Below are 23,325 nucleotides of genomic sequence, written 5' to 3'. Positions count from 1 at the left end.
ATCCATCGTCCCGGCGACGGGACTTCGCTTCGGGAAGGTCTGGTGTCGTGGCCCACCCGAGAACCTTGGCTCTCCTTTTTTAGGCCCCCGTCATCGACTTGGCTTCACCGTTGAAGACGGTGCCGTTGGCGAGCATGCGGTGCAGGATCACGGCGAGCTTGCGCGCGAGCGCAACCTTTGCCTTCTTCATTCCGGCACGTCGGGCAATCCGCATCGCCCAACTCTTGAGCGCCGTGCAGCCCTTGAGCGGTTTGGTCAGCATGATGTGGGCGGCTTCAAACAGCGCCGTGCGCACCGCCGCGTCACCGATCTTGCTGATGCGGCCGCTGTAGTCGGTCTCGCCGGACTGATACCGCCTTGGCGTCAGCCCGAAATGCGCGCCCACTTGCTTGGAGGAGGAGAAACGATCCGGGTCGTCGATGGCAGACGCATATGTAAGCGCCACGATCGGCCCCACTCCCGGTGTGGTCATTAACTGCCTGGTCCTTATATCCTGACGCACCAGCGCTCGAACTTGCTTTTCGAAAGCCTGAAACTCGCGCAAGAGCACGGCATGCACCGAAAGCAGTCCCCCCGTCACAATCTGCAGGTTCTCATGGCCGACCACGAGATCGCGGATGCGTTCGGCAAAGTGGCGCGGCGTGGTCGGGCCGACCTTCAGCCCGAAGCCGCGCAAAATGCCACGCACACTGTTCTCCATATCCCGCAACTTCGATTGAACCAGCTTGCGCGCCGTCAGCACTGCCCGAACCTCCTGCGCTGCCAAAGATTTGCAATGCACCGGCCGGAACCAACCCAACCGCATCAACTGCGCGATCCCACGCGCATCATTCCGGTCCGTCTTCACCGGCATCGCCTTGAAGGCGTCACGCACATGCCGCGTCTCCAGAAGCTCGACTGCAAGGCCGTCTTGCCGCATGGCCGCATAAAGCCATTGCGATAGGGGGCCAGCTTCCAGTCCGATGCGCACCAGCTCAAAGCCGAGCGACGCAAACCAGCCGATCAGCGCTGCCGGTTCGCTTGCCACCTTACTCTCGCGAACGATCTTGCCACTGGCGTCGACAACGCACACGCTCGAAGATTCCAATGAAACGTCAATCCCTGCATAATGCTCCATGGTCGTCTCTCCTCGATGCTTGGAGCGGGATCCGTCCCGACTCCGTTCACACCATCAGTGTGAGGGACGACCACCTTCTCACCAACCCTGCCTCCGTCGGCCGGCTTGGCAGCCCGTTACCCCATCTAGTTGCGGCAATTTTTGGGCTTGTTGCAAATCCGGTTGTTTGGTCGACAGCTACGGAAAACAAAGCCGATTTGCCCGCCGGTTGCTTCAGGCGGTTGCTGGTGCTTCCCAGGCTTCGCCGGGGCTGAGCGGGCGGAAACGCTCGCGCGCCACGCCCTTTTCGGCAAGCTTGGCATCGAGCACCTCCGCAGGCGCATCCCGGCCTTCGTCGGTGAGCTGGAACGTGCCCCAATGGTGGCCGAGCGCATAATCGGCGCCAGAGAGCAGAAATCCGTCAATAGCCTCATCCGGGTTCTGGTGCTGGTCCTTCATGAACCAGCGTGGCTCGTAGGCGCCCACCGGCAGGATCGCGGCGCGGAAATGGCCATGGCGGTCGCGGGCGTTCTGGTAGGGCCGGCCGTTATCAAAGCCGGTGTCGCCGATATGCAGAATCTTGCCACCGGGTGTCTCCAGCACGAAGGCCGCCCACAGCGCCATCGACCGGTCATTGACGCCACGTGCCGACCAGTGGTGGCAGGGCTCGAAATGCACCTTGGCGGCGGCTTCGCCGATTACGTCACCCCAGTCGCCGGTCTTGATCCGCATATCCGGCGTCTGCGCCTTGATGACGGCGTCATTGCCGAGCGGCGTGATCACCAGTGGATCATGCGCCTGCTTGAGCCGGGCCAGCGTGACCAGATCTAGATGGTCGTAATGATTGTGCGAGAGCAGCACCAGATCGATCTTCGGCAGTTCCTCGAAGGCGATGCCCGGCGCGGTCACCCGCTTTGGCCCGGCAAAGGAAAACGGGCTGGCGCGGTCGGACCAGACCGGATCGGTGAGGATGTTGAGCCCGGCGGTCTGGATCAGCAGCGTGGCGTGGCCGACCATGGTGATGCGCAGCCGGTCACCGTCGATGCGCGGATCGGGACTGGTGGGGGCGAACGGGCTGCGGACGGCGGCGGGCCAGCTCGCCTGTTTGCCGCCGAATTTCCATTTCAGCAGATCGGAAAAGCCCTTGGGCTCGGCGCCATCGGGATTGAAGAACCGGACGCCGTCGAAATGGTCGGAGACCGGGCCGGAATGATAGCGGTTGCTGGAGCGGGCAAAAGCCATGGCGGTCCCCGATGCGCCGATGCCGAACAGGGCGGCGAGCGCTGTAAATTTGAGAAAGGAGCGGCGGTTCATCGGCAGGATATGGGCGCGCGGCGGGCCGGATCAAGTGCAGGCAGGGTTTTGTCGGCCCCGATTGCCCGGCCTGATCTTCAGGGCGTGGTGGCGATCAGCTTTGGCCATTGTGTCAGGAAAGCCTTTTTCGCCCTGATCCCAGCCGATCCTTTTTCACGTTTCTCATCCTGGTTGAGCCGGACAAAGATCAACGTCCGATCAGCCTTCTTGGCCCAACCAACAAACCAGCCCCAGCTCCTGGCCCGGTCGAATTTTCCGTTCGCCATCCTGGGATAGGCGGCCCCGGTCTTGCCGGACACCATCCAGCCATCGCCGGCTTGCGTTGTTTCGACAATGCTCAGGGTCTGCTTGATGGCTTGAGGCGCAACCGGCAGAGTGCGATTGACGAGCGCGCGCAGAAATGTGGCCTGTTCCGCCGGTGCAATCTTCAGCGAGGAGGCGATCCATGCGCGCTCCAGCGCGTTGTTTTTGCCCGGATCGCCGCTGAAATCGGCGTTGCCATAGTCAAAGGCCTCCAGGTAGCCTTGAATTTTTTCAGCGCCGAGTGCTGCGGTGATCTGTTGCGAATACCAGACGACCGAGTATTTCATCCAGCGTTCGGGGTCGGTGGATTGGGTCCAGTTCGCCCCGCCCCAGTCCGGGTATCCCTGTTTGAACGGCAGGACCGGTGCGTTGGCGCCGGTGAGAAAACCCGCATCGTACCCCATCAGGCTGAGCGCAATCTTGAAGGTCGAGGCAGGTGTGACCCGGGAGCGGCAATCGCCCTGTTCGCGCAAGATCTCTCCCGAGCCTGCGTCGGCGATCAGTGTGCAGATCGTCCTGGCGCTGGTGGGCAAGACCGACAACAGCAGGAAAATAAGGGAAGCAACTGGATGTTTCATGGGTCGATCAACAATCATGCCATCGTGGTTCGGCGCTGCGTGTGTGCGGATTTATGCACCGCTTTAATGCTCCCGCAACTGCAAACCCTGGCATGGCTATCAAACCCGTTCAACGACATGAACGGGTTGTGAATGGAGGCTTCAGAAACGGTTCAACGGACGTGGATCATGGTGAGGTCATTGAAACATACACCGCCACGGAGCCACACCATGTTGACCAAGTCCATTCTCACCCTCGCCGCCGCTACTCTGGCAACCGTTCTGATCCAGACCCCGGTACAGGCCAGCGAATCGGCACGGACCGTTCGCGACCACCGCGCTACCGTCGAGGTCCAGGTTCGCGACCATCGCGCCACTACGCAGGCCAAGGTCCGCGATCACCGTGTGAACAAGCAGGAAAAGGTTCGTGACCACCGCAGCCAGCGCAAGAATGAAGTCGTCAAGGTCTCCCGCAAGGACTGCCGGGTGGGTTACGAAAGCCTGCGTCGCTCCGGCTACAGAAACATCAAGATGCTCGATTGCAACGGCAAGGAATATTCCTACCTGGCGCAGAAGCACCGCGCTCTGTTCGGCGCCAAGATGAATGCCTATTCCGGCAGCTTGAAGGTTTCCTACATTGGTCCGGTGAAGAAGCACTAGATCTGGCAATTTCCAAGATTAATGCAATGAACCAGTCACAAACATCTTCAGGGAGGCCGGGGTTCGGCTTCCCTGACATCACATCACCGAACCAGGTGATGGAGTAGCGGACCTGACGCGGTCAGGCGAAATGCTCTCGTGAGCTTTTGTCATGAAACGCATGTTACAGATTACCGCCGGAAGTCCGGCGCTGGTGTTCGCCAATACCGCAGCACCAGCAACCGGCCAAGAAGGTCAGCAATGACAGGGCAGCGAGCGCGGAAAATCCGAAAAATGAGCGACGCTTCATGCGGTGAAAAACGGGGCAAGCGGCAAAGGGCTTAAAGAGGAAGGCGCGCGGGATAGCCGCCGGACGCCGGACGGATGGCAAAGCTTCGTTAGGAAAACTCGCGTATCACTGAATCAGAAATTCCTGGACAGTGCGGCGGGAAGCCCGCTCTGCCGGATTGCCTGAAGGACTGACGATGAACTTTTCTACCCCGATCCTGCTTGTGATCGCGATGCTCGCGATCCTTTTGGTCGGACGAATCATCACGTCGCCGGAAGCGCCGGGGCGAACAGCCTTCGGGCTGGCAGCCGTGGCATCGATCTGGTGGATCGCCATGGTCGTGCTTCGACTCAACAGTGCGGAACTGTCGGACAAGATCCTCTTCAACCGACTCGCCTGGTTTGGCATCATTGCGACGCCGCTGTTCTGGTCAGCAGGCTTTCTTGATCATGCAGGCTTCAGCCAATTCACCAGACGCCGGTCACTCACCATCATGCTCGTGATCACTGCGATTGCCGGTTTCGCTGCGCTGACGGATGGCTATCATCATTGGCTCTATACTGAAATCATCAACATAGAACGGCCGAGCTTCGCCTACGGATGGCTGTTTTATGCGTTGTTGGGGGGAATGTATCTGTGCATGCTGATTGCCTGCCTGATGTCGATTTCCCAGTTGAAGCACGCGGCTCGTTTGCACAGGCGCCAAATGATCGCGCTCCTGGTCGCAACATGTGTGCCCTGGGCATGCAATGCGGCTTTCGTCCTTTTCGAATTCCGGCTCTTCAACGATGACCCGACGCCCTTTGCCTTCAGCGCGACCGTGCTGGCGGTGCTTTTTGCGCACCATCGTGGAAAGCTGTTTATTGCACCGCCTATTGCCCGGGACATCATTTTCTCGGTTTTGCCGGACCCGATCGTGGTGCTGGAACCGAGCGGCCTGGTTCTCGAGACCAATCCCGCGGCAGAGAAGCTGACGGGTTTCAGTGCAGAAACAGTGGGGACGAAACTCCCACCTTCCCACCCGCTGATGGCCTTCATCGCAGAAGCTATACAGACCGCACCCACGAAGCCGATCGTTCACTTCGACGCCATGGAAAAGACTTTCGAGGTGTCCGTCCAGCCACTGGAGCAATGGGGCCGGCAAGGCAGTGTCATGATCGTGTTGCGCGACGTCACCGCCCGCGAAGCCGCGCAGAAAAGCCTCCTGGATGCCGGGGAAGCGCTGACGCTGCGCCTTGAAGAAAATCTGCGGCTACAGCAAAAGCTGGAACAGCAGGCTTTTCACGACCACCTGACCGGCCTCTTCAATCGCCGCCACGCCAGCACCGTCATCCCGCCTGTGCTGTCGAGCGCGAGCGAGAACGCGCCGGTTTCGTTGATCATCGTGGATCTCGATTACTTCAAGCAGGTCAACGACCGCTGTGGGCACGATGTCGGCGACAAGGTCCTGTCGTCCTTTGCCAATATCCTCAGCGATAGCCTGCAAGGCGCAGAAATCGCGTTCCGCTATGGTGGCGAGGAATTCCTCATCGTGTTGCCCGCCACCGCCCGCGATTCCGCGCTCGAACGTTGTGCGCAGTGGCGGCACGAACTTGCCACCCTGACCATTGCCGAGCTGGGGGACGTCGCCTTGTCGTTCTCGGCCGGCATCGCAATCGCTCCCCAGGCAGGTACGTCCCTGCTGGAGTGCACAAAGACGGCGGACATCGCTCTTTACCGATCCAAGATTTCCGGGCGCAACAAGGACACCGTCTGGGGCGAGCATCTTGACGGCATGGACCGCGAAGGGCCTGCCTACAAGGGGCCTGCCGACGGCCATGACGCCTGCACAGACCCGTCAGGCCGTAAGGCAATGCTGCCTTGATCTGAACTTGGCAGAAGGCGCTCTGACTGGGGCTCTTTCATGCGTTTGTTGACCGGGCGAAGTCGCTGCCGACCGCCATGGTGGCGGCCCACCTATCGCGGTAGCCGGTCACTGGTGGGCGTGTGTGGTGAGCGTCGAAAGGTTGGCGATCATGCCATGGATTGGATAACCTGCCGGCGTTGCCATCTCCAAGACAACTGAAAACCCGCAGGGAGAGACAAAAGCCCTTGCATTTGCATGCAAATCCTGTTGAATGCGCCTCACCACAGGGGTGCCGCGTAGAGCCGCGGCTGAGACGCGGGCGCCATGCCCACGGACCCTCGAAGCTGATCTGGATAATGCCAGCGTAGCAAGGAGGAACCAAGATGTTCGCAGGCGCGCAAGTATCCCTTTACCCCATGACCGACGGGTTCGTCGATGTCATCATGTCGTCGCTCTCGGCGCTCGATCCGTACCGTGATCGCCTGCGGATCGAGACTGACGATATCTCGACGCTGATTGTCGGCCCGCCCGAAGTGCTGTTCCCGGCGCTACGTGATCTCTATGTCGCCGCCGCCGCATCGCGGCAGCATGTTGTGCTACGTGCCACGCTGTCGCGCGGATGTCCCGGCGAGCCGGATGACCCGATCTGCCAGACCGGCGCATTGGCAAACCCGTCCGAACCGCTCGAAAGCCGCCAGGCCGGGGCCCTTGCCGCGCTGACTGAAGCGCCGATGACCGGGGAGACCGCGCGGGCGCAGTTCTCGCTCTACGTGATGGGTGCCGGTGACCACATGGCCGAAATCATGGGCTGCATCGATTTTCTCAAATCAAGCGGCTGTTTCGACCGGTCGAAGAATTTCTGCACACGGCTGATCGGCGATTCAGGCCCGGTGTTTGCCACCCTGCAGGAAGCTTTCTGCCGCTTCGGGCCGCCCGCCGGTCATGTCACCATCGATCTGACGGTTTCAGCCAACAGTCCTTCGATCAGCTGATCTCATGGCTCATTCTCCGTCCGGTACTCCGGCGGCAAGGCTTGTCCAAGGCCTGCCGGCCATTCTCAGTGTGCTCACCGCTCTTGCAGTGTGGGAAATCTATGTCCGGCTGTCGGGCATCTCAGCGCTGGTGCTGCCTGCGCCATCGCGGGTGGCGCAGCAGATCGTCGTCAACCGCGAGCTGCTGTGGGCCAACACCGTGCCCACCCTGCAGGCGACGCTGACCGGCTTCGCCTTCTCGGTCTCGGTGGCGTTTGTGTTGTCGCTGCTGATCGATTTCACCCCGAAGCTCAGGCGTGCGCTGTTTCCGGTGTTTGTCATCAGCCAGACCCTGCCGCTGGTGGCGATCGCGCCGCTGGTGGTGCTGTGGTTCGGCTTCGGGTTGACGCCCAAGATCCTGCTGGTGGCGCTGGTCACCTTTTTCCCGATGCTGGTGGCGCTGGTCGATGGCTATGACTCCACCGAACCCGACATCGAGGCGCTGCTCGGTTCAATGGGCGCCTCGCGGTGGAGCATCTTTCGCCGCGCCCGGTTCCCCTCGGCGATGCCCTATTTCTTTGCCGGTCTGCGGATCTCGATCACCTATGCGGTGGTGGCGGCAATCTTCGCCGAATATGTCGGTGCCCGCGCCGGCCTCGGCATCGTCATCCTCAACGCCAAGAACAGTTTTCGCCCCGATCTGATGCTCGCCGCCGTGGTGATCAGCTCGGCTTTGACGCTGGTGCTGTTTGGCGCAACGGCGCTGTTGCAACGCTTCGTGTTGAGCTGGCGGCATGCGGGGGCTGGGCCATGAGCGCGCTCGATATCGCCAATGCCAGTCTGACGCTGGGCGGCACGCCGGTGCTCGACGATATCTCGTTGCATGTCGCCAAAGGCGAGTTCGTGTCGATCCTCGGGCCGTCCGGATGTGGCAAGTCGAGCCTGTTCCGGCTGCTGACCGGGGCCCTGTCTGCGGATCGCGGCACCATCAGGGTCAATGGCGCACCGCTGTCGACAAAGCCTCACGCCTTCGCCTTCATGCCGCAGCGCGATGCGCTGATGCCTTGGCGGCGGATCATCGACAACGTGATTCTCGGGCTGGAAGTGCAGGGGATGGATCGCGCGGAAGCGCGGGCCAAGGTGCTGCCCTTGTTTTCAACCTTCGGGCTGGATGGTTTCGAACAGCATTACCCGGCGCAATTGTCTGGCGGCATGCGCCAGCGCGCGGCGCTTCTGCGCACCATCGTGCAGGACCGGCCGATCCAGCTGCTCGACGAGCCGTTCGGCGCACTTGATGCACTGACCCGCGCCGAGATGCAGGGCTGGCTCGAACGCCGCTGGCAGCAAGCGCACTGGACCACGCTGCTGGTCACCCACGATGTGCGCGAGGCGGTGGCGCTGTCGGACCGGATCTACGTGTTCTCACGTCGCCCCGCCCGGGTCATCGCCGAGTTTGCCGTCCCCGGTCCGCGCCCACGCCTCGGCCGTGCGCCGTCTGCCGAGGCCGTCCAGCTCGAAGCGCAACTGCTCGACACCCTTCTCACCCAAACTGGAGACTGATCATGAAACATCTTCTCACTGCGCTTGCTCTGCTCATTGCCGTGCCCGCGACGGCTGCCGAAAAGCTCACCGTCGCGCTCGACTGGACGCCCAACACCAACCATGTCGGGCTTTATGTTGCCCAGACGAAAGGCTGGTTCACCGAAGCTGGCCTCGACGTCGAGATCCTGCCCTATACCGACACCTCGTCGGGCACGCTTGTTTCGACCGGCGTGGCGCAGTTCGGCATCTTGAGCGCCGTCAGCTTCCACAGCCAGCGCTCGATGGGCGCCGATATGACGGCGGTGATGGCGGTGGTGCAGCACGAGACCGGGCGGCTGGTGTTCAATGGCGAGCGCGAGGACATCCAGCGTCCCGCCGATCTTGATGGCATGACCTATGCCGGTTTCGGCAGCGCCTGGGAGAACGCGCTGATCTCCTCGATCATCCGTCACGATGGCGGCGAGGGTACCTTCGACACGGTGACGCTCGGCACCTCGGCTTATGAGGCGCTGGCCAATGGCTCGGTCGATTTCACCCTGGAAGTCAGCACCTGGGAAGGTGTGAACTCGGTGCTTCTGGGCCGGCCGCAACGCGCATTCAATTATGCCGATTACGGCGTGCCGGATCAGCACACCACGTTTCTGGGCGGCAACGCCACCTGGCTCGCCGCCAATGCGGAAACGGCAAGCGCCTTCGTGCAAGCTGCGCAGCGTGGCTACGCTTTTGCCGCCGACAATCCCGATGCCGCCGCCGAGATGCTGATTGCGGAAACGGGCGGCATGCTGTCCAACCCCGATCTGGTCCACGCCTCGATGCAGGCACTGGTCGAAGGCGGTTTCCTGCGTGATGCGGGCGAACCGGTAGGCCTGATCGACGCTGATCTGATCACCGGCATCACCGGGTTCCTGTTTGAAGCCGGGATCCTGCGTGACGCCAATGGCGACACACTCACCGAAATGCCGGACGTGTCGGGCTGGACCACCAACGCTTATCTCGCCCAGTAAAATCGAGGCAAAACCGGAGCCGCCCCGGTGGCTCTGGTTGATCTGCATGCGTGTTGCGGAAACCGGTTGACCGAAAATTGCCGCCATGTAACCCAAGTCGTGACTGTGCAGATCGCACACCGCGCAACGGGATGGGTTTCATGACCACCGACCAGATCATGCTTTTTGGCATCCTCATTGTCCTGTTCGGGATGTTGGTCTGGGGCCGTTTCCGCTACGATTTTGTCGCCTTCGTGGCGCTGCTGGTCACGGTGCTTGTCGGGCTGATCGAGCCGGATCAGGCCTTTCACGGCTTTGGCCACCCGGCCGTCGTCATCATCGCGCTGGTATTGATCGTCTCGCGCGGGTTGATGAATTCCGGCGCGGTTGAATTCATCGCCCGTTTCGTCACCAGCCCCGACCGGGCCTTGCCGGTGCATATCGGCATCATGGCTGTCGTGGGTGCGGTTCTGTCGGCGATCATCAATAATGTTGCGGCGCTTGCGCTGCTGATGACGCTCGACATGGACGCGGCGCGCAGGGCCAAGCGTGCGGTGTCGCTGTCGCTGATGCCCTTGTCCTTCGGTACCATTCTCGGCGGCATGATCACCCTGATCGGCACGCCGCCCAACATCGTCATCGCTCAGTACCGCCAGGATGTGCTCGGCGCGCCGTTTTCGATGTTCGATTTCGCGCCGGTCGGCATCGCCGTGGCGATTGCCGGCATTGCCTATGTCTCGTTCATCGGCTGGCGGCTGATTCCGGCCAGGCCCGACGCGATGTCGCTGGAGGGAGACGCCGGGCTCTATGTCGCCGAAGCCCGGGTCAAGGAAGGGTCCAAATCGATCGGCCAGTCGGTGGGCGAGCTCTATCCGATGGCCGACGAGAACGACGTCACCATTCTCGGTCTGGCCCGGCAGGGCAAGCGTCTGCCCGGCTTGTCGCAGACCCGCGAGATCCGCGAAGGCGATTTTTTAGTGCTGGAGGGCGATCCGAAACAGATCGAGGCCTTCATGGGCGCCGCCGAACTCGATGCCGTCGGCACCGAGGAGCACAAGGGCCTGATGGGCAAGTCGCTCTCGCTGGTCGAGGCGATCGTGCCGGAAGACGCCAAGGTCGTCGGCCGCACCATGCTCGGGCTCAGGCTGATCCAGCGTCACGGGGTGACGCTGCTCGGCGTCTCGCGCCAGGGAAAGCGGTTCCGCGAGCGGGTGAGCAGCCTGACGATCAAGGCCGGCGATTTGCTGCTCCTGATCGGGCCGGACAAGAACATCGCCGCCGCCAGCCAGTGGCTGGGTGTACTGCCCTTGGAAAACCGCCGGCTCGAGGTGCTGCAGCGGACCAAGGCGCTGTTGGCCATCGGCATTTTCGCGGCAGCGATCGGGCTGTCAGTGGCGGGCGTCACCTCGCTGGCGATTTCGCTGGGGATGTGCGTGGTCGCCTATATCCTGCTCGGCATCATCAGCGGTCGCGATTTCTATGCGCTGGTTCAGTGGAAGGTGATCGTGTTGTTGGCCTGCCTCATTCCTGTCGCCGCGGCTTTGGAAGACACTGGTGGCAGCCAACTGATCGCCAATCTGATCGTCACACAGACCGCCAATCTGCCGGCCTGGGGCGTGCTGGCGGTCTTGATGATCATCACCATGACGCTGTCAGATTTTCTCAACAACGTCGCCACCGCGCTGATTGCCGCCCCCATCGGCGTTTCCGTCGCGGGTTCCATCGGAGCCAATCCCGACCCGTTCCTGATGGGTGTGGCCGTCGCCGCCTCCTGCGCCTTCCTCACCCCGATTGGCCACAAGAACAATACCATCATCATGGGCCCCGGCAATTACCGTTTCGGCGACTACTGGCGCATGGGCCTGATGCTTGAGGTGATCGTCATCGTGGTGGGTGTGCCGATGATTGCCTGGGTCTGGCCGTTCTAGAGCGTGGGAAGGCCGGACAGGTCGTGGTAGTTTGGTATCAGGATTCTTGCCAGTGATACTGGAAAGTGATACTAATTGAGCCTAAGTAGAAAACACCACGCGACCCTTGAGGCTGTTTTTGCTGATCCTGCCCGCGCCGGTATCCCGTGGCGGGACATCGAGGCGCTGTTCATCGCCGCAGGTGGCGAGGTCAGTGAAGGGCAAGGGTCGCGGGTACGTGTGGCCCTGAACGGAGTGAGAGCGGTTTTTCATCGCCCGCATCCCCAGAAGGAGACCGACAAGGGTGCGGTCAAATCCGTGCGGCGTTTTCTGATAGAAGCGGAGATTCGACCATGACCATGATGCACTATAATGGCTATGAGGCGCTCGTCGAGTTTGACGAGGACGCGGAGATGTTTCACGGCGAGGTCATCAACACCCGTGACGTGATCACCTTTCAGGGAAGTTCCGCCGCGGAGCTGAAAACAGCGTTTGCCGAATCCGTGGATGACTATCTGGCCTTTTGCGCCGAGCGGGGCGAGGAGCCCGACAAGCCCTATTCAGGGCAGTTTGTGGTGCGTGCCGAGCCCGCCCTGCACAAGGCGTTGGCCACGGCTGCCAAGCGTGCAGGGGTGAGCCTCAACAAGCTGGTGACCGCTACGCTGGCGCGGGCGCACAATTAGGTTCGGGGCGCTCCGTTATGACACCGTTACAGCGACCCCTGTTGTGTCGCCAGAAACGTGACGGCCGCAAAGAAACAGGCGGAGGCGGCGATGACAAATCCATGCCAGATTGCGTTTGCGAACTTCATCGACTTTGACGCATGGAAAACCACGCCAGTTGTGTAGAGCAACCCGCCGGCGATGATATAGCCACGCGGCAACTCCGACCATGACGACCAGATCAGGACGATGCTCATCCAGCCCATAACCAGATAAAGCGCGGGGCCAAAACGGCCGGGCGTGCTCCAGAACACCAGCTTGAGCGTCATGCCGATGATCGCCAGGCCCCAGACAACACCCAGCACAACATAGGCCAGGCCGCTGCCGATCATGACGACCAGCGGCGTATAGGTGCCCGCAATTTTTAGATAGATCGCCGCATGATCGATCCGGCGCAGAATAGGCCGGATGCTTTCCCAAGGGGTCATGTGATAAAAAGCCGAGGCTGTGAACGTGGCAATCAACGTGAGCGCATAGATTGCTATTGCTGCCACTTCCCAGGGTGAGGCCACCGGAGTGGACCACATCAGCAAAAAAGCGGCTCCAAGCACCGACCCGATGACGCCGATGGCGTGCATGCTGCCGTCAGCAACGCGTTCTGACCTTGTATAATTGGGATACATTCTTCGCCTTCAATCTCCGCCGTGACGTTAAATCATAACAAGACAAGTAGTCAGGATTGAGGAAGACGGTACTGAAATTCCTGCAGTCCGTCGAGCGAACCAAGGTAGCAGATTGTCACGGGGGGCCACGAAGCCTGTCGGCTGGGAGTTTGAAAGCAAGACGCGGGTTTGTGCATCGCCGGATAGACAGAAGGCCGCGGCCTTGCCGAGAACCGCAATGGCAATCCGGCTCGATGAATTTGCGGCGGTAACTTAAGCTGCAGTCACCCTCACGGGACCAGAAAAAGCACCTTGAAATCATTCTTCAGGGTGAAATCCTTTGCCGTCCATTCCATCGGCTTGTCCGTGGCTGTCAGGCCGGCGGGCACGCAAAGTGAGGCCAACGTATCGGAGTCCTCGTCCACCTTCACGTGAAATTCGCCGATTGATCCGTTCATGTCACTCGCGAGATAGCCAAGAAGTGCCACCTCGCCGACCGTGTTGGCGCCTTGCGCATGGTTCTCCAAAAAACTCGACGGGATGCAATAGGCCGTCTTGAAATCATCGGTCAGCCCATGCGGACCCATGTCGTTCGGGTAGCCGAGGATCGGCTTGTAGGTGATGTCGATCCCGGTCTCGCCGGGCGCAAAGGATTGCTGCCATTCATACACCGACTGATAATCCCAGCCCGGCATGATGCCGTCGCCGTGACCCGAAATGAGCTTCTGCATGGCAAGCTGATGCTTGATCTTGTCCGGCAATTGCCCAAGCTTTTCCCGCGCATCCCGGGTGGCGGCAAAAATCGGCACACCCATCTTCAAAAAACCGGCAGTCAGGTTCCTGGTCCCGGACCAGGCAAATTCATGATGCTTCGGCGCAACCGGTTTCCCATCCACCAAAACCCGAAATACCATGTAGTTTTTCAGATTGTCCCGAGCCCTGTCTGGCGCAAGTTCGAGGAGGCTGTCGGGTGTATCGTCCTGCGGCATTTTCGGCATGGCAAAACGTATCGTTTTCACAACCGGTGCGGCAGCACTCGAGACAAAAACGTAACGGACATGAACCTGGCGGGTCGAAAGATCGATATGCTGGCGCGCAATCGACACGTCCTTGTCGGTCTTGAACACCACGCCACCTGCCGGATACCCGGAAACTGCGTCATTTGCCAACGCCTGACCAGCAACGAAAAACAAGACCAGCACGCCTGCGCTGAATGAATATTGGAGCGTCATCGTCCACGTCCTTCCGGTATCGGAAATCTCTTCAATGGTTCAAGGGGCGCAACCGGCCCGAAGGCAGAAACTATCTGCCCAAACTATTCCGCTAGTCCATGAATGCCAACATCACCATGGATGCGGGCTCCTGGCGGCAGTGAATGGGACGGCACGGGTCCATGGCGTCAGCCGCTCGACGTTCCTCGCCGATCTGGCGTGCCGCAAAATCGTCGGCTAAGCCTCTCTCTACCCCCAAGATGCCTTGATATCCCTGTGGAATACTCAGATCAGATTGCTCGCATCTGTTGATATTGGTCAATGAATTCGTCTCGCTGAGCAATAGGCTCTCCTTGGAAACGAGGGAGCGGTGGAGTACCGGCAACGAATGGTTCGTCTGGTCTTGAACAAGGTGGATGTCTCGCCTGCCACTTTGTTGCGTTTGGTGTCAGCTATTGGCAGCGCTGCGGTATTCGGGATGCTGGCAGCGCCGATGACGCGAGGCGCCTACTGGCCTTCCGCTTTCGGCCTCGCATTCGTTTTCGGATTTTTCTTCGTTGGAGGCACCGGCTACCGGATCCTGATTGCGGTCCTCTTTCAGGACGCATCGCGCAAGGCTTCCGCTTCCTGGTCGGGAGCAACGGCGGCCTCTGCACTGGCCGCGTTGACGGCAGCCATCCTGTTCATTGGTCGGGATGGAGATTCAGTCCTCGTGTTCGCCGCTTATGCAGTGGCAATCAACACCGCATATATTCCGGTTAAGTTCGCCTGCCTTGAAGCTGGCTGTTGTCATGCGCATTATCGAGATCCGTTTCTGATACGCGATCATGATCTGCGGCGCGTCGAAATTACCTTGAGTATTTTGGTCCTAGTGGCGTGTCTGACATCGATCTGGCTGGATGCATTCGGCGTCGCAGCGGCTGTTGGGATCGGTGGGCATCTCGGGGTTCGGATTTTGTCTCGCTGGTCACGCGACCGGTTGCCAGGCTCCAGTCTTGACGGCGACCTCAAGGGGCCGGAACTCCTTCCACTGGCGTTGGTGTTGGTCGCGGCAGTTTGGGCAGCTGCATATCAATGACGTTATTATACGTGCTCAGGCTCACCTGACTGATCTTTACTCCCGGCGCACCAATAAAACAGCTACAACACATTCAAATTGACGCATATCAATTGCGAGCCCCGAAAATCATGCTCTGATCCTTCCATCGACTTTTCAATCGAGAGAGGATCTGACTATGGAAAATCAAAACGAAAAAGTTGACCGTTCGCGGCTCACGCTGTTGCTTGGTCTGTCCTCCACGGCTGCTGCCGGAGGATGTAGCTCCAGCAGAGACAGGGAAAAGGAACCCTACCAGACATTCGGAACCCAGAAATTTCCCACTGACGATGCGGACAGACTTGGCGGCGAGGGTGGCGGCGGCGGCTCTCACTGATCGTTGTGTCTATTACCCGCAGATCCCTTCTGGCAAAAGCAGCGGGAGTCGTCGTTGCGATGCCTCTGAGCGGATGCACGACCGGCAGCATGCCCCCGGATCGGGCTACCTCGCCCGGTCCGGCCAAACCGACCAAGCCATTGAGCGCGACCTCGGTCTACGTCCCCGGATATATGCCGAATGAGGCGCGAGCCAATGGCGTGCCGTTGAGGGAAAACAGCTATTTCGCGCGCAATATTTCCGATCCGGAGAGGCCATTCAGGCTGTTGACCCGGATCGGAATGAATGGCGAGGTCCGGCAGGCACTGTTGCCTGCTGCAGCTCATGACGTGGAGATTTCTCCCGATCGCAAGGTGGGTGTGCTGTGCGGTTTCGAGGCGACCGATCAGGTTGCCTTTGATCCTGATACGCTGGACCTGACAGCCGTGGCGCCATCGTTTTCCAGGGGCTGGCGTGGCGGTGGTCATGCGGCCTACCTGGCGAACGAAAAGACGGTGCTGATGTCGGAGCGGGCACCGCGGCGAAGTTTGCGCGAGGCTAAAGTCGAAGCGCATTATGGCCGCATCACCATTCGCGATGTCGATACGCTGAAGATTCGTGGCAGTTACTCCACCCATGGCATTGATCCGCACGATATCCGCCTGATCGAGAACGATCGTTATCTGGTGGTCGCCAATTACGGTTCCTTGCCAAACTCCAAAACCGGAAAACTGGATATTCCGCGTCATGTGCATGAGGCTTGTGTCACGATCATCGACATGGACAGCGGCAAGCTTGTCGACAAACGCGTCACCGACCGCCGCCGCAGCGAAATGCGGCATCTGGCTGCTGGCAGTCTGGACCGTATCTTTGCCATCCAGGCGCGGCTCGGCAGCGAGGCGGATCTGGCCCGGGAACTTGGGCGTGATCGCCAGATCGATGGCGAGGATATTTCCTCGGAGCCGGGTATTGCCTATATGTCGGCTGCAACCCTGAAAATGGGCAAGGGCAAACGTCCTCGACGGATGGGCAACCGGCGCGCTGTCGCCGACATGCGCCACGGTCTGTCGATCCGCTATGACGCCGGGAACGATCAGGCAATCGCCAGCTATCCGAGTGCGCATCGGCTGATGGTGTTTGACGGGGCTTCGGGTGAAGTGATCCATTCCCTTGATACACGGAAAATCGGCTTGCGGTTTCCCTGCGGCATCACCTTGCTGCCCGATGGTGTTCACTATGCGGTGACGGGCTATTGGGAAAACCTGTTTGTTTTCGAACTTGGCAGCCACCGGCTCAATCGCGAAGCCTGCCTTTACCCGACCTTCTTCGGCCACAGCCACATCACCGCTGTCTGACGGCCCCTGAGGCGTCCGGCTTTGCCGTGGACTGAATGGGGATGTCTGGTCTGTAGTGTCGATGATTGCTGAGGGAATGCGATGCCTCGCTTGCGAACGTGTCGCGCCTCGTGGAATTCGACAGGCTTTCCGGCACGTCCCACCCCCAAACCTTGACTCCCGCGCCCTTTTCCTGTTTATCCCGCTCAAATCTGCGACGAGCATGACTCCGAGCCGCCGACCAGGACCCTAATTGGTATAAATTGATCCCGGAGGCCAACACCCGACAGCGCGATGCGCCCTCGGGTGCTGTTTGGCTTTGTTTGATGTTCGCCCCATATCTGTTGAAGTGTTTCCTTCAGCAACAACAGGACGACCCAATGTTTGATACTCTCCAGGAACGGCTTGGCTCCATCCTCAACAATCTGACCGGGCGCGGCGCCCTGTCGGAAAAGGATGTGTCGGAAGCCATGCGCGAGGTTCGCCGCGCGCTCTTGGAGGCCGACGTGGCGCTGGAAGTGGTGCGCGGGTTTACCGACCGGGTGCGCGAAAAGGCTGTCGGCGCCGAGATCGTCAAGTCGATCAAGCCGGGCCAGATGGTGGTCAAGCTGGTTCATGACGAACTGGTGGCGCTGCTTGGCGAAGAAGGCGTGCCGATCGATCTCAATGCGGCCGCTCCCGTCGTCATCATGATGGTCGGCCTGCAGGGGTCCGGTAAAACCACGACGTCCGGCAAGATCGCTGCGCGGCTTGAAAAGCGCGACCGCAAGAAGGTCTTGATGGCCTCGCTCGACACGCGCCGGCCGGCAGCGCAAGAGCAGCTCAGGCAATTGGGCGAGCAGACCGGTGTGGCAACTCTGCCGATCATCGCCGGGCAGTCGCCGACCGATATTGCCGCGCGCGCTGTGCAGGCAGCCAAGCTCGGCGGCCATGACGTGGTCATTCTCGACACCGCCGGCCGTACGCATATCGACGAACCCCTGATGGCCGAAATGGCCGAGATCAAGAAGCGCACCAATCCGCATGAAATTCTGCTGGTCGCCGATGCGCTGACCGGTCAGGACGCGGTCAATCTGGCGCGCAGCTTTGACGAACGCGTCGGCATCACCGGCCTGGTGCTGACCCGCATGGACGGTGATGGCCGCGGCGGTGCAGCCCTGTCGATGCGGGCTGTCACCGGCAAACCGATCAAGCTGATCGGTACCGGCGAGAAGATGGACGCGCTGGAGGAATTCCATCCCCGCCGCGTTGCCGACCGTATTCTGGGCATGGGCGACATTGTCAGCCTGGTCGAGAAGGCGGCAGAAAATTTCGACGCCGACAAGGCGCAGGTCATGGCTGCCCGGATGAAGGCAGGCAAGTTCGACCTCAACGACATGGCCGACCAGCTCTCCCAGATGCAGAAGCTTGGCGGCATGGGCGGCATCATGGGCATGATGCCCGGAATGAGCAAGATGAAGGACCAGATGTCGGCGGCCGGCATGGACGACAAGACCTTTGCCCGCCAGCTCGCCATCATCGGCTCGATGACCAAGGCCGAACGCGCCAATCCGGACGTGCTCAAGCACTCGCGCAAGAAGCGGATTGCCAAGGGCTCGGGCACCGACGCGGCAGCGATCAACAAGCTTTTGAAGATGCATCGGCAGATGGCCGACATGATGAAAGCCATGGGCGGCAAGGGCAAGGGCGGCGGCATGATGCGCGCGGCCATGGGGGGCCTCGCTTCGAAGATGGGTCTTCCCGGCGGCATGGGTGGAATGCCAGGCGGTATGGGCGGCCTGCCGGATCTGTCGAAGATGGATCCCAAGCAGCTCGAAGCATTGCAGAAGCAGGCCGAGGCCGCAGGTCTCGGCAAGGGCGGAATGCCAGGTCTTGGCGGTGGCATGCCTGGTGGTTTGCCAGGTCTGGGCGGGCCGAAGCTGCCCGGCCTTGGCGGCGGTCTTCCCGGCCTGCCGAAAAAGAAGTGAGGGGGAGCGCATGACCAACAACAATGATGCGGTGGCAAAATTGCAGGAATTCCGCCGCTCGATCGACAATTTCGACGCGGCGTTGATTCACATTCTGGCCGAGCGCTTCCGGGTGACCAAGGCTGTCGGCGCGCTGAAGGCATCGGCCGACCTGCCGCCGTCAGACCCTAACCGTGAGGCCGAGCAGGTTGCCCGTCTGCGCGAGCTGGCAAAATCCGCCGATCTCGATCCGGATTTTGCCGAGAAATTCCTTGAATTCGTCATTCGCGAAGTGATCCAGCATCACAAGCAGGCGGGCGCGAAATGACACCACAGATCTGGCGCTGAGAAGCGCCCGAAGACACCCAACTAACCAACCAATCAACACACTTGTTAAAACGAAGGAAAAGAACATGGGATTGAAAATTCGTCTGGCCCGCGGTGGCTCCAAGAAGCGTCCTTACTACCACGTTGTTGTTGCTGACGTGCGCAGCCCGCGCGACGGCCGCTTCATCGAGCGTCTGGGTTACTGGAACCCGATGCTGGCCAAGGACGATGCCACTCGCGTCAACCTCAACCAGGAACGCATCCAGCATTGGCTCGACCACGGCGCGCTGCCGACCGACCGTGTCGCCCGTTTCATGGCTGAAGCCGGCATGATGACCCGCGAAGCCCGCTCCAACCCGACCAAGGGCCAGCCCGGCAAGAAGGCGCAGGAACGCGTTGCCGAGAAGAAGCAGAAGGAAGAGGATGCCGCAGCCGCCGCAGCCGAAGCCGCTGCTGCACCGGCTGAAGCTCCTGCCGAAGCGACTGCTGAATAAGCAGCGTCCACGCATTTTGTGCGTCCAACCGGATTCACGCCGCTATGATGCGGGCGGCTCGATGCCGCCCGTTTCGCGTTGGGACCAGGGCAATTGTCCTGTTAATCGAACGATGCTCTTTATGCGGAGATGTCCATGAACAAGCTTGACCACCCCGTCCTCGTTGGCGTCATCGGCGCGGCCCAGGGCCTCCGCGGCGAGGTCCGGGTCAAGCCGTTTACCGATGATCCTCTGGCGCTGGGCGAGTATGGCGCGCTGTTCACGCTCGACGGGCGGCGCTTCGAGGTGCTCGACCTGCGCTTTGCCAAGACCGTCGTGGTGGTCCGGTTCCGCGGCGTCAACGACCGCAATGCGGCCGAGGCGCTGAAAGGACTGAACCTTTATATCGACCGGTCCAGCCTGCCCGACGAGACGCTGGAAGAGGGCGAGTTCTTCCATGCCGATCTCGAAGGACTGGAAGCCTGGGATGCGGATGGCCTGTTCTGGGGTACGGTCGGCGGGGTGTTTGATTTTGGCGGCGGCGATCTGCTGGAACTGCGCCAGGATGGCAAGAAGCCGGTGGTGATCCCGTTCACGCTGGCCGCGGTGCCGCAGGTCGATATTGCCAATGGCCGGATCCTGGTCGATCCGCTGGCCGCCGGTCTGATCGATACCGGCGAGGACGACGAAGACGACGAGAACGATGGCGGGGGCGGCAGCGGGAGCGGCGCGCCATGACTTCCGACACGCCCACCTCTGCGGCGCCCGTGGCCCTGCCCTTTCATGCCACGGTGCTGACGCTCTATCCGGAGATGTTTCCCGGTCATCTCGGCCAGTCGCTGGCCGGCCGGGCGCTGGAACGGGGCGATGCGGTGATCGATGCGGTCAATATTCGTGATTTCGCCACCGGCAAGCACCGCAATGTCGATGACACGCCGGCCGGCGGCGGCGCCGGCATGGTGCTCAGGGCCGATGTGCTGGCGCGCGCCATCGATGCCGTCAGTCCGGTGGAAGATGCGCGGCCGCGGTTGCTGATGAGCCCGCGCGGCGCGCCGCTGACGCAATCGCGGGTGCGCGAACTGGCTTCTGGCCCAGGTGCGGTCATTGTCTGCGGCCGGTTCGAAGGCGTCGACCAGCGGGTGATCGAAACCCGCAATCTCGAGGAAGTCTCGATTGGCGATTATGTGCTCTCGGGCGGGGAACCTGCGGCGCTGACATTGCTTGACGCGGTGATCCGGGTGTTGCCGGGGGTGATGGGCAATGCAGATTCGGGCACCCATGAAAGTTTCGAGACCGGATTGCTCGAGCACCCGCATTACACAAGGCCGCAATCTTTCGAGGGCCATGAGATCCCTGAGGTATTGACCTCCGGCAATCACCAGGCGATCGAGGCCTGGCGCCAGGCGCAATCGCGCGCGCTGACGCGGGAACGGCGGCCCGACCTGCTTGAAGATGATCAGGTCGCGAAATAGTACCAGGTCAGCAGCAGGCCGACGCTAACCACGATCGCGCGGATCATGGTTTGCGGTACCCGCCGCGCCGCCCAGACCCCGGCATAACCGCCCAGCGCCCCAGCCGGAATCATGATCACCGCCGGCAGCCAGGCCACCACGCCGCCGGTGGAAAAGACGATTATGGCGACAGCGGCGATGATGACGGCAACAAAATTCTTCAGCGCGTTGAGCTTGTGATAGTCGCCGCCCTTGGCGATGCCGAGCACTGCCAGCATCATGATGCCCATGCCGGCGCCGAAAAAGCCGCCATAGATCGAGGTGAGAAACTGCCCCACCAGCCCGAACCGTGAGATCGGCTGTTCGGCGTGCAGCTTCTTGGGGCGCAGGTAGGGACCGATGGCAAAAATGATGGTGGCAGCCAGCAACAGCCACGGCACCAGCGAGCGGAACGAGGGGTTGGACAGCGACACCAGGATCAGCGCGCCGCCGAGACTGCCCACCAGCGACAGACCGGCCAGTATCCAGGCCTCGCGCCCGGCTTCGCGAATTTCCGTGCGGTAGGCCAGCGCCGAGGTCACATAGCCGGGAAACTGGGTGACCGACGAGGTGGCGTTGGCCATGATCGCCGGAACGCCGGTCAGCGTCATGGCGCCGAAGGTGAGAAAAGTTCCGCCACCGGCAATGGCATTGACGACACTGGAGAGAAAACCAGCGCTGAATAGAAGCAGAATATCGAAGAAGGACATGGCATGCCGGTGGCAACAGGAGGGAGCTGTGTTAAAGCACCGCATCGGCACCGCGGCAAGGTCTTCGATAAAATCACCTGACGGACGTGACAAAACGCCTTTGATGGTGTATCTGCCCCGGCGATCGGCAAAAGTCCGACAGCCGTGTCATGCGGCGCCTGCCAAACAATGAATGGTGAACCCGCTCCTGCCTTCACCGGCATAGCCCCAAGGCCCCTGATAGAGGGAGCGCCGAGGCGGCAAGCTGAGAGCGCTCTGACCGTTTGAGAAAAACGAAAGGTCAAGGACCATGAATATCATCCAGCAGCTGGAAGCCGAACAGGCCGCCAAGATCGAAGCTGTCCGCAAATTTCCCGAATTTTCCGCCGGCGACACGGTGCGCGTTCAGGTGCGCGTGACAGAAGGCAAGCGGACCCGTCTGCAGGCCTATGAAGGCGTTTGCATCGCCCGCTCCGGCGCAGGCGTCAACGAGAACTTCACCGTTCGCAAGATCTCCTATGGCGAAGGCGTTGAACGCGTATTCCCGATGTGCTCGCCGATGGTGGAAGCCGTCGAAGTGGTCCGTCGCGGTCGTGTCCGTCGCGCCAAGCTCTATTACATGCGCGAACGTCGCGGCAAGTCGGCCCGTATCGTCGAGAACACCGGCGTGCGCGCCCGCAAGCTCAACGATGCCGAGCGCCAGGCGCTGGCCGAAGAGAAGGCACGCGTCGAGGCCGCAAAGATCGCAGCAGCACAGGCTCTGGCCGCCGAGAAGGCCGCAGCAGAAGCCGCTGAAGCCGCAGCCGCGAAGGCCGCTGCCGATGAAGCTGCAGCAGCCGCAGCCGCCGCACCGGCTGAAGAAGCCAAGAGCGAATAAACCGCTCTATCCGAATTTGTCGATCCTTCTGGGTCGACCTTCAAAGCGCCGGGCAACCGGCGCTTTTTTGTTGGGTCAACCTGCTCCCATGGGGCGCTGCAGCGCCTTGAAATGATGCATGTCGGTTGTCGTTCAAACGGATCCACTTGAATCTGACATGCATTGCAGCCGGTCAGGTGACGCGATCGCGGCAAACCGTTCAAACCCGAATGACCGGCTTAATCTTCTGCTAATCGGAATGCGCGACACTCTGCCTTCACAGGTAAAGGGCCCTCACGGGCACAGGGCAGGGCTGATGACGATTTCCTCGATTATGACAACCGCGCTTTCGGGCATGCAGACCGAGCAGAACCGCATGGTCTCTGCAGCCAGTAACATTGCAAGTTCCGGTCCCAGTGCTGCAGCACAGACCGACGCGGAAATCGACCTTGCCTCCGAGATGCTTTATGTCATGTCTGCCGAAACCAACTACAAGGCCAACGCCCTGGTGCTCGAAGCCGGCGCCGACCTCTGGGACGTGCTGATGACCATCAAGCGGGATTGAGGGACGGCACGGCACCGAGGAGCAAAGCTCCGGGAACCATCGCACTGCCTGCGGCGTTTCACTGGTCCCAAAGGAGAGTGCCATGACCAAGAAACCCGACCAGCAGACAGACAAGAACAAGACCGGACCGGCGCCAGCCGAGCGCGAGGTCTCCGACCCCCATCCCGGCAGCGTATCGGATGGAACCCACCCGGAAGCAAACGAAGACAAGTCCGAGGACTGATACCGCGTAATGGCAGCGGGTATGTTGC

General features: G+C 60.9%; 26 protein-coding genes and 1 riboswitch. Of the genes, 20 read left to right on the top strand and 6 right to left on the bottom strand.

Annotated elements, in window-relative coordinates:
* Positions 1-79 precede the first annotated feature (79 nt).
* The 3 genes from ACK6D9_RS01845 to blaOXA form a co-directional block, all read right to left on the bottom strand.
* Positions 80-1,117, bottom strand: a complete 1,038-nt coding sequence (locus ACK6D9_RS01845; protein ID WP_412048717.1) for an IS110 family transposase — start codon at positions 1,115-1,117, stop codon at positions 80-82.
* Between the two features lie 213 nt (positions 1,118-1,330).
* Complete coding sequence (locus tag ACK6D9_RS01840) at positions 1,331-2,410, bottom strand: MBL fold metallo-hydrolase (RefSeq protein WP_412050430.1); 1,080 nt, start codon at positions 2,408-2,410, stop codon at positions 1,331-1,333.
* Positions 2,411-2,487: 77 nt separating this feature from the next.
* The gene (gene blaOXA, locus ACK6D9_RS01835) at positions 2,488-3,291 is read right to left on the bottom strand and encodes a class D beta-lactamase (RefSeq protein WP_412050429.1); all 804 of its coding nucleotides are present in this window, start codon (positions 3,289-3,291) and stop codon (positions 2,488-2,490) included.
* A gap of 210 nt (positions 3,292-3,501) precedes the next feature.
* Between blaOXA and ACK6D9_RS01830 the strand changes: the two genes are divergently transcribed.
* The 9 genes from ACK6D9_RS01830 (at position 3,502) to ACK6D9_RS01790 (ending at position 12,130) form a co-directional block, all read left to right on the top strand.
* Complete coding sequence (locus ACK6D9_RS01830) at positions 3,502-3,930, top strand: hypothetical protein (RefSeq protein ID WP_322990300.1); 429 nt, start codon at positions 3,502-3,504, stop codon at positions 3,928-3,930.
* A 446-nt stretch (positions 3,931-4,376) separates the two neighbouring features.
* Positions 4,377-6,062, top strand: coding sequence for a diguanylate cyclase (locus ACK6D9_RS01825; protein WP_412050428.1), 1,686 nt, complete (start codon positions 4,377-4,379; stop codon positions 6,060-6,062).
* A 257-nt stretch (positions 6,063-6,319) separates the two neighbouring features.
* Positions 6,320-6,433, top strand: a riboswitch (TPP riboswitch).
* Positions 6,428-7,036: a YkoF family thiamine/hydroxymethylpyrimidine-binding protein gene (locus ACK6D9_RS01820; RefSeq protein ID WP_412050427.1), complete on the top strand. Its 609-nt coding sequence runs from the start codon at positions 6,428-6,430 to the stop codon at positions 7,034-7,036. (Overlaps the previous riboswitch by 6 nt.)
* 4 nt (positions 7,037-7,040) lie before the next feature.
* Positions 7,041-7,829: an ABC transporter permease gene (locus tag ACK6D9_RS01815; protein ID WP_412050426.1), complete on the top strand. Its 789-nt coding sequence runs from the start codon at positions 7,041-7,043 to the stop codon at positions 7,827-7,829.
* Positions 7,826-8,575, top strand: coding sequence for an ABC transporter ATP-binding protein (locus ACK6D9_RS01810; protein WP_412050425.1), 750 nt, complete (start codon positions 7,826-7,828; stop codon positions 8,573-8,575). The genes ACK6D9_RS01815 and ACK6D9_RS01810 overlap by 4 nt, the downstream gene beginning before the upstream one ends.
* Positions 8,576-8,577: 2 nt before the next feature.
* Positions 8,578-9,561: an ABC transporter substrate-binding protein gene (locus tag ACK6D9_RS01805; protein ID WP_412050424.1), complete on the top strand. Its 984-nt coding sequence runs from the start codon at positions 8,578-8,580 to the stop codon at positions 9,559-9,561.
* 140 nt (positions 9,562-9,701) lie between these two features.
* On the top strand, positions 9,702-11,468 hold the full coding sequence (locus tag ACK6D9_RS01800) for an SLC13 family permease (RefSeq protein WP_412050423.1): 1,767 nt from the start codon (positions 9,702-9,704) through the stop codon (positions 11,466-11,468).
* A 75-nt stretch (positions 11,469-11,543) separates the two neighbouring features.
* Positions 11,544-11,804, top strand: coding sequence for a type II toxin-antitoxin system HicA family toxin (locus ACK6D9_RS01795; protein ID WP_412050422.1), 261 nt, complete (start codon positions 11,544-11,546; stop codon positions 11,802-11,804).
* The gene (locus ACK6D9_RS01790) at positions 11,801-12,130 is read left to right on the top strand and encodes a type II toxin-antitoxin system HicB family antitoxin (protein WP_412050421.1); all 330 of its coding nucleotides are present in this window, start codon (positions 11,801-11,803) and stop codon (positions 12,128-12,130) included. Before ACK6D9_RS01795 ends, ACK6D9_RS01790 begins: the two co-directional genes overlap by 4 nt.
* Positions 12,131-12,156: 26 nt before the next feature.
* Here ACK6D9_RS01790 and trhA read toward each other — a convergent pair whose 3' ends face one another.
* Together trhA and ACK6D9_RS01780 are read right to left on the bottom strand one after the other, a co-directional pair.
* Positions 12,157-12,792, bottom strand: coding sequence for a PAQR family membrane homeostasis protein TrhA (trhA, locus tag ACK6D9_RS01785; RefSeq protein ID WP_412050420.1), 636 nt, complete (start codon positions 12,790-12,792; stop codon positions 12,157-12,159).
* A gap of 269 nt (positions 12,793-13,061) precedes the next feature.
* Complete coding sequence (locus tag ACK6D9_RS01780; RefSeq protein ID WP_412050419.1) at positions 13,062-14,003, bottom strand: DUF4424 family protein; 942 nt, start codon at positions 14,001-14,003, stop codon at positions 13,062-13,064.
* 457 nt (positions 14,004-14,460) lie between these two features.
* On the opposite strand from ACK6D9_RS01780, the gene ACK6D9_RS01775 reads away from it, so the two are divergent.
* The 8 genes from ACK6D9_RS01775 (at position 14,461) to trmD (ending at position 20,946) form a co-directional block, all read left to right on the top strand.
* The gene (locus tag ACK6D9_RS01775; RefSeq protein WP_412050418.1) at positions 14,461-15,060 is read left to right on the top strand and encodes a hypothetical protein; all 600 of its coding nucleotides are present in this window, start codon (positions 14,461-14,463) and stop codon (positions 15,058-15,060) included.
* 157 nt (positions 15,061-15,217) lie between these two features.
* Positions 15,218-15,415 carry a hypothetical protein gene (locus ACK6D9_RS01770; protein ID WP_412050417.1) on the top strand — a complete coding sequence of 66 codons (198 nt, stop codon included), beginning with the start codon at positions 15,218-15,220 and terminating at the stop codon, positions 15,413-15,415.
* 89 nt (positions 15,416-15,504) lie between these two features.
* On the top strand, positions 15,505-16,749 hold the full coding sequence (locus tag ACK6D9_RS01765) for a DUF1513 domain-containing protein (protein ID WP_412050416.1): 1,245 nt from the start codon (positions 15,505-15,507) through the stop codon (positions 16,747-16,749).
* Positions 16,750-17,108: 359 nt separating this feature from the next.
* Positions 17,109-18,695: a signal recognition particle protein gene (gene ffh / locus ACK6D9_RS01760; protein ID WP_412050415.1), complete on the top strand. Its 1,587-nt coding sequence runs from the start codon at positions 17,109-17,111 to the stop codon at positions 18,693-18,695.
* A gap of 10 nt (positions 18,696-18,705) precedes the next feature.
* Entirely contained in the window at positions 18,706-19,002 is a 297-nt protein-coding gene (locus ACK6D9_RS01755) for a chorismate mutase (protein ID WP_412050414.1), read from the top strand.
* 85 nt (positions 19,003-19,087) lie between these two features.
* Complete coding sequence (rpsP, locus tag ACK6D9_RS01750; protein ID WP_322989730.1) at positions 19,088-19,495, top strand: 30S ribosomal protein S16; 408 nt, start codon at positions 19,088-19,090, stop codon at positions 19,493-19,495.
* 135 nt (positions 19,496-19,630) lie between these two features.
* Complete coding sequence (rimM, locus tag ACK6D9_RS01745) at positions 19,631-20,212, top strand: ribosome maturation factor RimM (RefSeq protein WP_412050413.1); 582 nt, start codon at positions 19,631-19,633, stop codon at positions 20,210-20,212.
* 35 nt (positions 20,213-20,247) lie between these two features.
* On the top strand, positions 20,248-20,946 hold the full coding sequence (gene trmD, locus ACK6D9_RS01740; protein WP_412051703.1) for a tRNA (guanosine(37)-N1)-methyltransferase TrmD: 699 nt from the start codon (positions 20,248-20,250) through the stop codon (positions 20,944-20,946).
* On the opposite strand, the gene ACK6D9_RS01735 is transcribed toward trmD, so the two are convergent.
* Positions 20,931-21,674, bottom strand: a complete 744-nt coding sequence (locus tag ACK6D9_RS01735) for a sulfite exporter TauE/SafE family protein (RefSeq protein WP_412050412.1) — start codon at positions 21,672-21,674, stop codon at positions 20,931-20,933. The two genes, trmD and ACK6D9_RS01735, sit on opposite strands and share 16 nt — an antisense overlap.
* 289 nt (positions 21,675-21,963) lie before the next feature.
* Between ACK6D9_RS01735 and rplS the strand changes: the two genes are divergently transcribed.
* The 3 genes from rplS (at position 21,964) to ACK6D9_RS01720 (ending at position 23,297) form a co-directional block, all read left to right on the top strand.
* The gene (rplS, locus tag ACK6D9_RS01730; RefSeq protein WP_412050411.1) at positions 21,964-22,530 is read left to right on the top strand and encodes a 50S ribosomal protein L19; all 567 of its coding nucleotides are present in this window, start codon (positions 21,964-21,966) and stop codon (positions 22,528-22,530) included.
* A gap of 313 nt (positions 22,531-22,843) precedes the next feature.
* Complete coding sequence (locus ACK6D9_RS01725) at positions 22,844-23,074, top strand: hypothetical protein (protein ID WP_412050410.1); 231 nt, start codon at positions 22,844-22,846, stop codon at positions 23,072-23,074.
* A gap of 82 nt (positions 23,075-23,156) precedes the next feature.
* The gene (locus ACK6D9_RS01720; RefSeq protein ID WP_267654444.1) at positions 23,157-23,297 is read left to right on the top strand and encodes a hypothetical protein; all 141 of its coding nucleotides are present in this window, start codon (positions 23,157-23,159) and stop codon (positions 23,295-23,297) included.
* Positions 23,298-23,325 lie beyond the last annotated feature (28 nt).

Origin of the sequence: Hoeflea sp. Naph1 (genome assembly GCF_046837775.1) — a bacterium.
Lineage (GTDB): Bacteria > Pseudomonadota > Alphaproteobacteria > Rhizobiales > Rhizobiaceae > Hoeflea.
The sequence above is the reverse complement of the archived record's forward strand: the minus strand, read 5'-3'. Positions and strand labels throughout refer to the sequence as shown.